Source organism: Primorskyibacter flagellatus (genome assembly GCF_014638275.1).
GTDB lineage: Bacteria > Pseudomonadota > Alphaproteobacteria > Rhodobacterales > Rhodobacteraceae > Pseudooceanicola > Pseudooceanicola flagellatus_A.
In genome coordinates this window covers 352,956-365,848 of record NZ_BMFJ01000002.1, presented here as the reverse complement: position 1 = coordinate 365,848, position 12,893 = coordinate 352,956, and the positions used below count along the sequence as shown (strand labels likewise).

Sequence of the window (12,893 nt, the reverse complement as noted above, 5' to 3'; positions counted from 1 at the left end):
TTTTGCGTTTTCTTGGAACCCAACGCCCGTCACCTGCGTTAGGTTCCCAGAAAAGGTGGATTACGAATGGCAGTAGCAAAGTAGGCCCATGGCGCACGACAGTGAAAACGAACACGTCAAACGGCAAATCGACGAGAATCTAAAACGAGTTTACCAGCAGACCGTTGAAGAGGACCTCCCCGACCGTTTCAAGACTCTTCTTGAACAGCTGAAGAAGCAGGGCAGCGGGGATTCCGCATAATGAGTGCCGATCCGCGAGAGGAGCTTGTCGAGCATCTGCCGTCGCTCCGGGCTTTCGCCATGAGCCTCTGCCGCAACTCCGCTCAGGCCGATGACCTGGTCCAGGACACGATCGTGAAGGCCTGGACAAACATGGACAAGTTCAAGGTCGGCACCAACCTGCGCGCCTGGCTGTTCACGATCCTTCGCAACACCTTCTATTCCGCCCGTCGCCGCTCCGGCCGTGAGGTCGCGGACGTGGACGGCGCGTTTTCCGCGAACCTCGCCACCAAGCCGGACCATGACGGACGTCTTGCGCTTAAGGATTTCGAACGGGCCTTCGTGACCCTGCCGGACGAACAGCGCGAAGCGTTGCTGCTTGTCGGCGCCTCCGGATTTTCCTACGAGGAAGCGGCGGAGATGTGCGGCTGTGCCGTCGGAACGATCAAGAGCCGGGCCAATCGCGGTCGGGCAAGGCTGAGCGAACTGCTCAACCTGGATGAAGACGGGGCCATGGAGCTGACAGATCAGTCCACCATGGCCGTCATGTCGGCCGCGCAGATGAAATCCATGTAGCGGACACCCGAGTGGGACTACACATTTTCGACAAGCTTGGGGTGCGGGTGGTGGCCATGTTGTCCATCGCCCTGCTGCCCATTGGCTTGATCTCCCTCTACCAGACCCGCTCCGTCGTCGAGAAGGCCGAGGCGCTGACCCGCTCCGCCTACCTCGGTCAGACCGTCGCCGCCGCGGAACGCCAGAGCGACCTGATCCACGAAGGGTTCGCCTCGGCCCGGGTGCTGGGCGGGGCGATCCTGTCGATGGACATCGATCTCGCCGGCTGTTCGGACCTGATGGAAGGTTTCATCCGCTCGCATCCGGCCTTCGCGCTGGCGCTCTTCGTCGACGTCAACGGCGTGTCGCGCTGCAATTCACGCGGGCAGGCTTCGGACCTGCGGTCTGCGGCGACGTTCAAGGAGATGACAGCGGACCCCAAGCCGCTGATGAAATCCACCGACAAGGGGATCGTGTCGGGGCAGTCGGTCATGGTGATCGCGCAACCGGTGTTCCAGGGCGGCAACTACATCGGCTACATCTCCCTGTCGCTGCCACGCGCCAATGCCCGGTTCGACCCGGATTTCACCGGTCCCTCCAGGCCGGTCGACCTCATCACCATCAACGTCGACGGTGAGGTCCTGCTGTCGATGGAGGAGCCCCAGACCGCGGCGCAGCGGCTGCCCGCCTTCCGCGATCTGAATTCCCAGCTCTATCGCCAGTTCAACGCCTTCCGTGCTGTAGACAAGACCGGCGTGCCGCGGGTCTACTCCGTGACGCCGATCGTGCCCGGCGTGGTATTCGCCGTGTCAGTCTGGCCGGTGGAAAGCGGCACCAATGACGAGGACCTCATCAGCCGCTCTGCCATGGCCTTCCCGCTGCTGATGTGGCTCGTGTCGCTGGTGGTGGCCTATTTCGCGGTGCACCGGCTCGTCATCCGTCACATCCGGCTGCTGCGTCAGAAGATGCGCCGCTTCGGCGCGACCTACGTGCATCAGGAGCCGGGGCTGCTGGCTCATGGCCGCGCCCCGACCGAGCTGATCCAGATCGAGGAAACCTTCGACAACATGGTCGACCGCATCACCCGCGATACGGCCGAACTGGAAAACAACCTGCATGAAAAGAACGTCCTGCTGAAGGAGGTTCACCACCGGGTGAAGAACAACCTCCAGCTCATCGCTTCCATCATCAACATGGAGGTGCGGAAGTCCGGCGACACGGAAACCAAGGGCACGCTGCGCCGGATCCAGGATCGGGTGCTGGGGCTCGCTACCGTGCATTCGAACCTCTACCACACCGCGCGGCTGGCAAACCTGCGCGCGGACGGGTTGCTCGAGGATATTCTCGATCAGGTCATCAAGAGCGCCCTGCCGCGCCAGCAGACCGCCGATGTCGAAGTGCAGGTGGAAGAGGTCATCCTGTCGCCCGACCAGGCGGTGCCCCTGTCGCTGCTGGCGACCGAAGCCGTGACCAACGCGATCAAGTATTTCGGCCGCCCCGAGGGGGCGGACAAGCCCTGGATCCGCATCGCGCTGATCCGGACCGGCGAAAATTCCTGCCGTTTCAGCGTCGCCAACTCCAAGGGTCGCGAGGTGACGGAGATCGGTGCCGCGCCAACCGGAAGCGGTCTGGGGCGTCAGCTGATCGAAGCCTTCGCCTCCCAGCTTGGCACAAGGCCGGTTCTGCACGAGGATGACGAAAGCTTCTCGATCACGGTCGACATCGCACTGTCGGGCAAGGCGCTGGAAAACGTCTGACCGCCGGGTTCAGACCCACTTCGCCATGGGCGGCAGGCTCATCAGGACAGCGTTGGCATCATGCCCGGTGGCGAGACCGAATTTCGTGCCGCGGTCGTAGACGAGGTTGTATTCCGCATAGAGGCCGCGGTGCACCAGCTGGATTTCCTTCTCCTCCGCGTCCCAGTCCATGCCCCGGCGACGCTCGACCAGCGGCAGGTAGGCGGGCAGGAAGGCGCTGCCGATGTCGCGGACAAAGGCAAAGTCTGCCTCCCAGTCGCCGGTGCAGTGATCGTCAAGGAAGATTCCGCCAACCCCGCGCGCGCGACCGCGGTGCGGGATATGGAAATAGTCGTCCGCCCAGGCCTTCAGCCGGTCGTATTCCCCGGCCCCGTGCGGTTCGCAATGCGCCTTCAGCACCTCGTGGAAATGCGCGGTGTCCCCGTCATATTCGATGCAGGGGTTCAGGTCCGCGCCGCCGCCGAACCACCAGCCATGCGGCGTCCAGAACATCCGCGTGTTCATGTGGACGGCGGGGCAGTGCGGGTTCTGCATGTGGGCGACCAGGCTGATTCCGCTGGCCCAGAACCTCGGGTCCTCAGTCATGCCGGGCAGGCCGCGCCGCGCTGCCATGGCCGCCTGCGCCTCGGCTCCGAGCGCGCCGAAGACGGTGGAGACATTGACGCCGACCTTCTCGAACACCCGGCCACCGCGCATCACGCTCATCAGGCCGCCACCCGCGTCCTCGCCTTCGGGGGCGGCGCGGCGGGTGCGGCTCACCTCGAACCGGCCGGGCGGCTGGTCCGCCAGCGGTCCGCTTGTCTGCGACAGTTCCAGTTCCTCGAAGGCCGCCACGATCCGGTCGCGCAGGCCGACGAACCACTCCGCCGCCCGCGCCTTTTCCGCTTCCATCAGATCCGTCACCGCGCGTTCCTTCATCTTGCCAGAAATACTCCCGCCGGAGGCGACTCCGGACTGCCAGCCCGCGCGCCGGAGGGCAAGGGTGCACCGGGTCGCAGGGCCGGAACACGGCGTCAGTGGGCGGGGGCGGCGACCGGGTCCAGCAGGGTCCGCCCGCCGTCGATGGTCAGGATCTGGCCGGTCATGAAGCTGGACGCGTCGCAGGCGAGGTATTGCGCGGCCTCGGCCAGTTCGCTCGGTGCGCCGATGCGGTTCAGCGGCGTGTGCTCCTCGATGTCCGAGCGAAACTCGCTGTGGTCCTTGAGCGAGGACATGAGCGATGCGCTCATCACCGAACCGAAGGCCAGCGCGTTCACCCGGATCCGGTGCGGCGCCAGCGCCACGGCGAGCGACCGGGTCATCTGGTCCAGCGCGGCGGCGGACACGGAAAAGGCCAGCAGGTCAGGATGGGTCCGCCGGGCGGCGATGGAGGAAAGGTTGACGATGGACCCGGCAGGCATGTCCGGCTGATCCTCCGCCTGCTTGATCAGCCGTTTCGCGACGGTCTGGCTCAGCCGCAGGGCGGTCATCAGGTTCTGTTGCAGCAGCGTTTCCACCGCATCGTCGTCGGGGTTCAGGGAATCCGAGGCAATCACCTGCCGCGATCCGTTCACCAGGATGTCGACCCGGTCGAACTGGTCGATCGTGGCGGAGAGCAGGTTGGCGATGGTCAGCCGTTCGCGCAGGTCACCGGCGAAATAGCGGATGTTGTCCGCCTCGGGCCGCTCGCCGAGTTCACGCACCAGCGCCTCCTCGTCGAGGTCGGCGAACATGACGTTGGCGCCGCGATCCGCGAAATGCTTGCCGATGGCCAGGCCGATGCCGTTTCCGGCCCCGGTCACGATGGCCGTCTTGCCGGCGATGGAAAAGGACATGGGGTGCTCCTTGAGGGGCGACGGCCCGGATCAGCCTAGCGCCTTGCGGCGCGGCTGGCGAGTGCGGGCTTTCTCGCGCAGGGGGGCGGACGCGCGCAGCAGCTTGAAGCTGGCGGTTCCGGCAATTTCCTCGTGCTCGGCGAACAGCTCTCCAAGCAGGGTTTCGTAGGGAAGGTGGCGGTTGGCCACCATCCAGAGCGCGCCTTTCGGCTTCAGGCAGGCGGCGGCGGTGCGGATGAAGGCGCGCCCCAGTTCCGGCTGCACCTTGCGCCCGGTGTGGAAGGGCGGGTTCATCACCACCGTGTCCGCGGGCGTATCGGGGCGCCAGTCCGTGGCGTCGGCCCAGTGGAACAGCGCACGCGGATCGGTGACGTTCATCCGGGCGCAGGCCAGCGCGGCGTGATCGGCCTCCACCAGGTCAATGCGGGTGATGCCGGGATGCGCCGCCAGGCGGGCGGAGAGGTATCCCCAGCCCGCGCCGAGGTCGATGACGTGCGCGCCGAGCGTCGTGGGCAGGCTGTCGGCCAGCAGGGCCGAGGCCGGGTCGATCCCGTCGGCAGAAAAGGTTCCGGGCGCGGTGACAAAGCCGTCGGGCATGGTTACGGGCGGGGCGGTCCAGTCGCTCAGGTCGCCGCCTTCGAACCAGAACAGCTTGCCATGCGCCTTGTTCACCGGGCCGGAGACATCGGCGCGGGCGCGGCAGTCCTTCAGCACCGACTCGATCCCGTCCTCCTTCTGCCCGTCGACGATCACCGGGCCGGCGGTCGCGGCGCGGGCCGTGGCGATCCGGTCGCGGGCCAGGGCCTTGGCGCGGGGCAGGAAGACGACGGCGGCGGCATAGTTTCCCGTCGGCTCCAGCGCGCAGGCATAGCCCAGACGGGAGTAATGCGCGTGGTCGGGGTAGCTGGTGGTGATGACCTCCACCGACTCTTTCGGCAGCGGGTCCAGGGACACGCCGTCGCGCGGTCCGAAGACCGCGATGCGCCCCCCGGGCAGGGACAGCCCGCCCGGAGCGAGCGCGAGGCCAAGCCGCGGATGCTCCGTCACGGGGCGGTTATTCCTTTTCCATGGTGCATTGCAGCGGATGCTGGTGCTGGCGGGCGAAATCCATCACCTGTGCGACCTTGGTTTCCGCGATCTCGTGGCTGAACACGCCGACGACGGCGACGCCCTTCTTGTGCACGGTCAGCATGATTTCGAACGCCTGCGCGTGGTTCATCCCGAAGAATCGTTCCAGCACAGCGACAACGAATTCCATCGGCGTATAGTCGTCGTTCAGCAGCAACACCTTGTAAAGCGGCGGGCGCTTGGACTTGGGCTTCGTGTCGACGATCACCGTCGTCTGGTCGTCGTTGTCCGGCCCTGCCATGCGGGTGGACATGCGAAGAGGCGCCGCAAACGACGCTTCGGGGGGACGCGAATTTTTCGGCGTCTGGCTCATCGGGTTCCGTCCGACCGGGGTTTTCCCATGGCTTCGGGGGTTTCGGGATTTGGCCTTTCTATATAACGTCCGCGACAAGAGTTGAAAGGGGGCCGTGCTCCTGCACGCACGAAAAGCCGGAAGAAGATGCCACAATTTTTAACGACGGTCGGTTTCGACGCGGATGACACGCTCTGGCACAACGAACGGTTCTTCCAGCTGACGCAGGAGCGGTTTGCCGAACTGCTGAAGGATCATGCGGAGCCCGATCACCTCGCCGATCGCCTGCTGGCGGCGGAGCGGCGCAACATCGGGGCTTACGGATTCGGCATCAAGGGCTTCGTGCTGTCGATGATCGAAACTGCGCTCGAGGTGACGGAGAACCGGGTGCCGGGGTCGGTCATCTCGGAACTGATCGCCGCGGGGCAGGAGATGCTGTCGCACCCGATCGAACTTCTGCCCCATGCCGAGGCCGCGGTGGTCGCGGCGGCAGAGACTCACCGTGTCCTTCTGATCACCAAGGGCGACCTTCTGGATCAGGAGCGCAAGCTGGCGCAGTCGGGGCTGGGAGAGCTGTTTCACGGAGTGGAGATCGTGTCGGACAAGACCCGTCCGGTCTATGAACAGATCTTCGCGCGCCACGGCGACGGAGCGTCGCGCGGAATGATGATCGGCAACTCCATGAAGTCGGACGTCGTGCCGATGATCGAGGCCGGGGGATGGGGGATCTACGTGCCCGGAGAGGTCACCTGGGCGCTTGAACGGGCGGAGGCGCCAGGCGAACGCACAAGATACAGGCAGATCGGTACGCTGGAACATCTGCCGGAGATCATCGCATCCGTCGGTTGATGCAAGTCCGGCTGTGCGATTTTCTCTTGGCAAACCTTGTGGCTGCGCGACCCCGATGCCCGAATTCTGCTGCAATCGCTCCGTTAATACCTCTCTGACTGTTCTGACCTATGCTCTGCGGACCCGGTTATCCGCAGGGCGGCGGATTGCCTTGTAAAATAGGAGTTTGTCGCCGGCGCGCACTGTGTTAGCCTGTCGGCAATGAAAAAATAGCCAGTCGGAGAACCGGCGGCTGAGGCAGTGAAGTGAGAGGCAAGATGGAGCGGCAGCATAAGCCGACCCGTGTGCGGGCACTCGTATTCCTATTTGTGACGACTGTTGCGATGGTTCTGGGCGGAGCCTGGAACGATCCGGTCCGATCGGCACCCTATGCAGCGATGGTGATGGACGCGCGGACCGGAGAGGTCCTGCATTCCGACAACGCCGACGCGCGGCTGCATCCGGCGTCGCTGACCAAGATGATGACGCTCTACATCGCGTTCGAGGCGATCAGGAACGGCGAAATCTCGCTCGACACGACCGTGACGGTGACGCGCAATGCGGCCGCGGAACCGCCGTCGAAGCTGGGGCTCGCGCCGGGGCAGAAAATTCGCCTGCGCTACCTGATCCGCGCGGCGGCTGTGAAATCCGCGAACGACGCCGCCACCGCCATCGGTGAGGCGATCGAGGGCAGCGAAGCCGCATTCGCCCGCCGGATGAACCGCACCGCCAAGGCGATCGGCATGACGCGCACGACCTTCAAGAACGCCAACGGTCTGACGGAGGACGGGCACCTGTCCACCGCGCGGGACATGACGATCCTCGGGCGGCACCTGCTGTTCGATTATCCCGAATACTACAACCTCTTCTCCCGCACCGAAGCGGATGCCGGGATGAAGACCGTTGCCAATACGAACCGCCGTCTTCTGGCCTCCTACAAGGGCGCGGATGGGATCAAGACCGGCTACACCCGTGCCGCCGGTTTCAACCTCGTCGCCTCTGCCGAGCGCGGAAACGAACGGGTGATCGCGACGGTGTTCGGCGGACGTTCCTCCGCGTCGCGCAACGCCAAGGTGGCCGAGCTGCTGGACCTCGGGTTCAAGCGCGCGCCGTCCAAGGCACCGCGCGTTGCGCCGGATGCGCCGGTCTATGCTGAGGTGAAGACATTGGAACAGGCCGACGGCAAGATGCGCGCGGCGGGCAAGGTGATCCGCCTGAACACTGCCGTTACCCGCAGCCTGCGGCCCATGGCGCGCCCGGGGTCGGAACCAGCGCCGGTTCTGGTCGCCATGGATGATGTCATCAACGAAGCCGTGGCGGAGGTCGCGCAGAGCGCCAGCCTGATGCCCGCTGCGGCGAAACCCGCCAAGGCCCTGGTGGCCGAGGTCAAACCCGAACCGAAGCCCAAGGCCGAACCGACCGCGGCAGCGCAGGTTGCGGAACAGGTCGCACAGGCCTCGACCGCGTCGGTGACGCCGGTCGCCCGCCCCGTCGGTCTGTTTGCCCGCGCGCTCGCCGCGCGTCCGGAGCCTGAGGAGCCGCGGGTCGTGACCCGGGTGTCGACCTCGGGCGGACGTCACTGGGGAATCAACATCGGGCGTTTCCGGTCGCACAACGCGGCCGAGAAGATCCTGCTGCAGACAGCGCTCAAGGAAACCGACGCGCTCGACGGCGCGCTGCGCAAGGTTGTCCGCCGCCCGACCGGGTTCGACGCGAACTTCCTCGGGATGGAGCGGGAGAGCGCCGATCTCGCCTGCCGCCGCCTGCAGGCGCGCAACCAGACCTGTTTCATGATCGGGCCAAGCTGACCGGCCGATCAGAGGAAATGCAGAACGCCGCCGGATCTTCCGGCGGCGTTCTGCATTTCGGGGACAGGGTGTCGCGGTCGGCGCTCAAGGTCTGGGCCGGTCATCCCAGTCCGCGGAAAGGATGCGCTGGCTGTCGCCTGTCGGGTCTTCGTACTGGTCCGAGCGCAGCGTGTAGAGGAATCCCAGAAGGCCGATGCCTCCGAGGAAGAGCGAGATCGGGATGAGCCAGGTCAGGACGTCCATGATGGGTTACTTCAGGCGCAGGGCGTTCAGGGATACGACAATCGACGAGGTCGACATCGCGAGGGCGGCGATCAGCGGCGTGGCCAGTCCGGCGATGGCCAGCGGCACGGCGATGACGTTGTAGGCGGTGGCGATACGGAAGTTTTCGCGAATGCGCCGCGTGGCCTTGCGGGCGGTGCGCAGCGCGCCGGGCAGCGGCGACAGGTCGGTGCCAAGCAGCACGATGTCCGACGCAACCCGCGCCGCGTCCAGAGCTGAGGCGGGCGAGATCGAGACGGTCGCGGCCCGCAGCGCGGCTGTATCATTCAGCCCGTCCCCGACCATCAGCACCTGTGCGCCCCGGGCCTGCAGGTCCGCAATCCGTCCGGCCTTGTCCCCCGGAAGGGCGCTGGCGGTCCAGTCGTCGATGCCAAGCTGCCGGGCCAGGGGGGCGACGGCGGCGGGGGTGTCGCCCGAGATCAGGATCACACGCAGGCCCATGGCCTTCAGCCCCGCCACCGCCTCTGCCGCACCGGGGCGCAGGGCGTCGGTGAAGGTCAGCGGGCGCGGAGCCTCCCCTTCGGCGGAGAGCCAGGCTGTCGTGGTCGCTGTCTCCTCGGCCCCGACCCAGGAGGCGCGGCCAAGGCGCAGGCTCTTGCCCTCCAGAATCGCCGTGGTCCCGTAGCCGGGCTGTTCCCGCAGATCGGTGACCGGGGCGGGGGCGACCCCGCGGGCCCGCAGCGCCGTAGTGAGGGCGCGGGAGAGCGGGTGCGAGGATCCCTCCGCCACCGCCAGCACCTGCGACAGGGTGGCGGGATCGTGGGCGTCGAGGTTCGTGGGAACGGGCGCGCCGGAAGTCAGCGTGCCGGTCTTGTCGAAGACCACCGTGTCGACCTGGGCCAGCCGCTCCAGCGCGGTTTCGTGCTTTACCAGCATGCCCTTGCGGAACAGCCGGCCCGAGGCGGCGGTCGTTACGGCGGGCACCGCAAGGCCAAGCGCGCAGGGGCAGGTGATGATGAGCACCGCGGCGGCAATGTTGAGCGCGGTGCGCAGGTCGTGGGACCAGGCCAGCCAGCCGAGGAAGGCCAGCGCCGACAGAATATGCACGCCGGGCGCATAAAGTTTGGCCGCCCGGTCGGCCAGCGGCGTGTAGCGGCTGCGTCCGCTTTCCGCGATGGCGACAAGGTCGGCCATGCGGTGCAGCGCGGTGTCCTGCCCGACTGCGGTCGCACGAAGGGTCAGGGGGCCGGTGAGGTTGACCTCTCCGGCGCTGACGGGTTGTCCGGGGGCGACCGGCACGGGCAGGGATTCCCCGGTCAGGAAGGAACGGTCGGTTTCCGAGGTTCCCTCGGTCACGACGCCGTCCACGGGCATCCGCGCGCCGGGGCGGATGCGGATCAGGTCGCCGATGCTCAGGTCCGCGACGGGGGTGGCGGTTTCCGCTCCGTTCACCAGTTTCCATGCGCGGGGGACCTCCAGCGCGGTCAGTTCCTCCGCGGCGGATCGGGCGATGGCGCGGGTGCGATGGTCAAGGTAACGACCGGCAAGCAGGAAGAAGGTCAGCGTCAGCGCGGCGTCGAAATAGGCGTGCTCTCCGGACAGGGCCGTTTCCCAGAGGGAGGTGACCAGCGCCAGCAGGATCGCCAGCGTGATCGGCACGTCCATGTTCAGGCGGTGCGCGGAAAGGGCGGTATAGGCGCTGCGGAAGAAGGGCCGGGCCGAAAAGGCGATGGCGGGGAAGGTGATGAAGGCAGAAATCCAATGAAACAGGTCGCGCGTGGCGTCCACCGCGCCGGACCAGACCGACACCGACAGCAGCATCACGTTCATCGAGGCGAAACCGGCGACCGCCAGCCGCATCAGCAGGTCCCGCCCGGCCCGGTCGGTCGCGGTGACGGCGGCGCTGCCGGGGTCAAGTTCGTGCGCCTCGTAGCCGACGTCGGCCAGAGCGGCGATCAGGTCGGAGGCGGTGACGGCGGGGCCCGCGTCCACCTGTGCGCGTTTCAGTGTCAGATTCACGCGGGCATCATTGACCCCCGGAACGGCCGCCAGTGCCTTTTCGACGGCGGAGATGCAGGCGGCGCAATGGATCGTCGGAAGGGACAGGGTCAGCCGCGCGGGTTTCGGCATCGCGCGGGCGGCGATGTCCTCGGCAGACGGGGCGGCGGAACAGGCGGGGCAGGCCGAAAGGGTGGCGGTGGTCATGGCTCAGCGTTTCACATGCAGGATGACGCGCCGGACGAATTCGGTGCCGTCTTCGGCCACGGCCGTCATGCGGATGTTCCAGTTGCCGGGGCCGAGGTCGAGCGGGGCCTCGTAGGTCTGGCCGTTGAAGGCGAAGACCGGCTCCACGTCGTCGGCGACTTGGGTGGCGCGGCCGACCACGGCGTGCAGGTCCTTCACCCGGACCGGGCCGTCGGCATCGGTGATCGACAGATGCACCATGCCGCCCGTCCAGTCGGCGAATACCGTCCAGCCAAGCGCCTCCTGCTGCGCGCGCCGGCGGTCGAATTCCTGGCTGGCGACGTAGGAGTTCTTCACCTCCAGTCCCGGGAAGGTGCCGATCGCCCTGCTCGCCATGTAGACGTTGACCGTGATGATGATCGCGAAGGCGGAAACGAAGCCGGTCAGGACATGCCAGCCCTTCAACCGGAAGGTGGTGTCGGCGGTGGTCATCTGTTGGCTCTCCCGTTGAAGATGGTGTCCTTGCTGGCGCGTTCGCCGCTGGCCGTGTCCTCTGCCCAGAAGCGGAATGCGGTGCGCTCGGCCCCGGCGGGAACCGAGTCGGGCGGGGCGGTGACATAGACCCGCTGAAGCAGGGCGGAATCGGCGGGCACGGTGACGGTTTCGTAGGGCGTGCCCTCAAGCGAGATGTGCAGCGCCAGATCGCCCTTGACCGTCAGGCGGAAGGGGCGGTCCTCTCCGTGCTTGTTGCGCAGGCGGATGTCGTAGGTGTTGCGGATCGACCCGTCCGACAGGGTGACGAAGGTCGGGTTGCGCACGGGGGCGACGGTCATATCGATCTCGGGCCGGATGAACAGCGCGAAGACGAGGCCCAGTCCGACCAGTGCCCAAAGAACGGTGTACATGATCGTACGCGGCCGCAGGATGTGTTTCCAGATGGCGCGCGGCTCTGCCCCGGCGCGTTCGGCCTGTTCGTCGGTCAGCGCCATGTAGCCGATCAGCCCGCGCGGCTTGCCAATCTTGTCCATGACGTCGTCGCAGGCGTCGATGCAGAGCGCGCAGGTTATGCAGGCCAGCTGCTGCCCGTCGCGAATGTCGATGCCCATGGGGCAGACGTTGACGCAGGCGTTGCAGACGATGCAGTCGCCAAGGCTCTGCGTCGCCGGTTTGCCGGTGCCGCGCGGCATGCCGGGCATCGGGATGAGAGGGGAGGTGCCGCCGTGTTTCTCTCCGGCGGCATAGGTGACCTGATCGGGAATCGCGATCTCGCGGCGTTTGCCCTTGCCGCGCGGCTCCCCGCGCCATTCTCGGTAGGCGACGGTGATCGTGTCCTCGTCCATCATCGCGGCCTGGATGCGGGGCCAGGGGCAGGCGTAGATGCAGATCTGTTCGCGCGCGAAACCCCCGAAAAGGAAAGTAGTCATCGTCAGCACGAAGATCGTGGAATAGGCGACCGGGTGCGCGGAGAGCGTCACGATGTCCCGCAGCAGGGTCGGCGCATCGGCGAAGTAGAACACCCACGCCCCGCCGGTGGCGAGGCCGATCAGCAGCCAGGCAACCCATTTGGTCAGGCGCAGCCGGGCCTTGCGCAGGTCCCATTTCTGGCGGTGCAGGCGCAGGCGGGCGTTCCGGTCGCCCTCGATCCAGCGTTCGACCAGGATGAAGAGGTCGGTCCAGACGGTCTGCGGGCAGGTGTAACCGCACCAGACCCGGCCAAGCGCGGAGGTGAAGAGGAACAGGCCAAGCCCCGCCATGACCAGCAGGCCCGCGACGAAGTAGAATTCGTGCGGCCAGATTTCGATCCAGAAGAAAAAGAACCGGCGGTTGGCAAGGTCCACCAGCACCGCCTGATCCGGCAGGTTCGGGCCGCGGTCGAAGCGGATCCATGGCGTCAGGTAGTAGATGCCGAGCGTCACCGCCATGATAACCCATTTCAGGCTGCGGAACCGGCCCGAGACACGGCGCGGGAAAATCGGTTCACGCGCGGCATAAAGCTGCTCCGGCTGGTTCTGGTCTGTGGTGGCCACGGGCGACTCACTCCGGTTGTATCGTGTTTCCGGAATGCTTCTCGCAGGGGCGGGGCGGT

At 66.4% G+C, this 12,893-nt stretch carries 13 protein-coding genes; 5 read left to right on the top strand and 8 right to left on the bottom strand.

What is annotated here, in order from left to right; genetic code table 11:
* The first annotated feature begins 88 nt into the window (after positions 1–88).
* Genes IEV87_RS16020 through IEV87_RS16010 form a run of 3 tightly spaced genes read left to right on the top strand, consistent with a single transcriptional unit; the run spans position 89 to position 2,531 of the window.
* Positions 89–241 carry a NepR family anti-sigma factor gene (locus IEV87_RS16020; RefSeq protein ID WP_188478831.1) on the top strand — a complete coding sequence of 51 codons (153 nt, stop codon included), beginning with the start codon at positions 89–91 and terminating at the stop codon, positions 239–241.
* Positions 241–795, top strand: coding sequence for an RNA polymerase sigma factor (locus IEV87_RS16015; RefSeq protein WP_188478830.1), 555 nt, complete (start codon positions 241–243; stop codon positions 793–795). Before IEV87_RS16020 ends, IEV87_RS16015 begins: the two co-directional genes overlap by 1 nt.
* A gap of 11 nt (positions 796–806) precedes the next feature.
* On the top strand, positions 807–2,531 hold the full coding sequence (locus IEV87_RS16010; RefSeq protein ID WP_188478829.1) for a sensor histidine kinase: 1,725 nt from the start codon (positions 807–809) through the stop codon (positions 2,529–2,531).
* Positions 2,532–2,540: 9 nt separating this feature from the next.
* On the opposite strand, the gene hemF is transcribed toward IEV87_RS16010, so the two are convergent.
* From hemF to clpS, 4 genes are all read right to left on the bottom strand, one after another.
* Positions 2,541–3,449, bottom strand: a complete 909-nt coding sequence (hemF, locus tag IEV87_RS16005) for an oxygen-dependent coproporphyrinogen oxidase (RefSeq protein ID WP_229737659.1) — start codon at positions 3,447–3,449, stop codon at positions 2,541–2,543.
* A 95-nt stretch (positions 3,450–3,544) separates the two neighbouring features.
* Positions 3,545–4,345, bottom strand: coding sequence for an SDR family NAD(P)-dependent oxidoreductase (locus IEV87_RS16000; RefSeq protein ID WP_188478828.1), 801 nt, complete (start codon positions 4,343–4,345; stop codon positions 3,545–3,547).
* A gap of 30 nt (positions 4,346–4,375) precedes the next feature.
* A complete protein-coding gene (locus IEV87_RS15995; RefSeq protein WP_188478827.1) occupies positions 4,376–5,392 on the bottom strand; it encodes a class I SAM-dependent methyltransferase in 1,017 nt (338 codons plus the stop codon).
* A gap of 7 nt (positions 5,393–5,399) precedes the next feature.
* Positions 5,400–5,726 (bottom strand): ATP-dependent Clp protease adapter ClpS, encoded by a 327-nt coding sequence (clpS, locus tag IEV87_RS15990; protein WP_229737658.1) that lies wholly within the window; start codon positions 5,724–5,726, stop codon positions 5,400–5,402.
* Positions 5,727–5,912: 186 nt separating this feature from the next.
* Between clpS and IEV87_RS15985 the strand changes: the two genes are divergently transcribed.
* Positions 5,913–6,614 carry an HAD family hydrolase gene (locus IEV87_RS15985; protein ID WP_188478826.1) on the top strand — a complete coding sequence of 234 codons (702 nt, stop codon included), beginning with the start codon at positions 5,913–5,915 and terminating at the stop codon, positions 6,612–6,614.
* 323 nt (positions 6,615–6,937) lie between these two features.
* Complete coding sequence (locus IEV87_RS15980) at positions 6,938–8,401, top strand: D-alanyl-D-alanine carboxypeptidase family protein (RefSeq protein WP_188479487.1); 1,464 nt, start codon at positions 6,938–6,940, stop codon at positions 8,399–8,401.
* Positions 8,402–8,485: 84 nt separating this feature from the next.
* On the opposite strand, the gene ccoS is transcribed toward IEV87_RS15980, so the two are convergent.
* The 4 genes from ccoS to IEV87_RS15960 are packed head-to-tail and all read right to left on the bottom strand — an operon-like array spanning position 8,486 to position 12,834.
* Positions 8,486–8,644 carry a cbb3-type cytochrome oxidase assembly protein CcoS gene (ccoS, locus tag IEV87_RS15975; RefSeq protein WP_188478825.1) on the bottom strand — a complete coding sequence of 53 codons (159 nt, stop codon included), beginning with the start codon at positions 8,642–8,644 and terminating at the stop codon, positions 8,486–8,488.
* A gap of 6 nt (positions 8,645–8,650) precedes the next feature.
* The gene (locus IEV87_RS15970) at positions 8,651–10,828 is read right to left on the bottom strand and encodes a heavy metal translocating P-type ATPase (protein WP_188478824.1); all 2,178 of its coding nucleotides are present in this window, start codon (positions 10,826–10,828) and stop codon (positions 8,651–8,653) included.
* A gap of 3 nt (positions 10,829–10,831) precedes the next feature.
* Positions 10,832–11,299 (bottom strand): FixH family protein, encoded by a 468-nt coding sequence (locus tag IEV87_RS15965; protein ID WP_188478823.1) that lies wholly within the window; start codon positions 11,297–11,299, stop codon positions 10,832–10,834.
* Positions 11,296–12,834, bottom strand: a complete 1,539-nt coding sequence (locus IEV87_RS15960; RefSeq protein WP_188478822.1) for an RdxA/RdxB/FixG family protein — start codon at positions 12,832–12,834, stop codon at positions 11,296–11,298. The genes IEV87_RS15965 and IEV87_RS15960 overlap by 4 nt, the downstream gene beginning before the upstream one ends.
* Between the last annotated feature and the right edge of the window lie 59 nt (positions 12,835–12,893).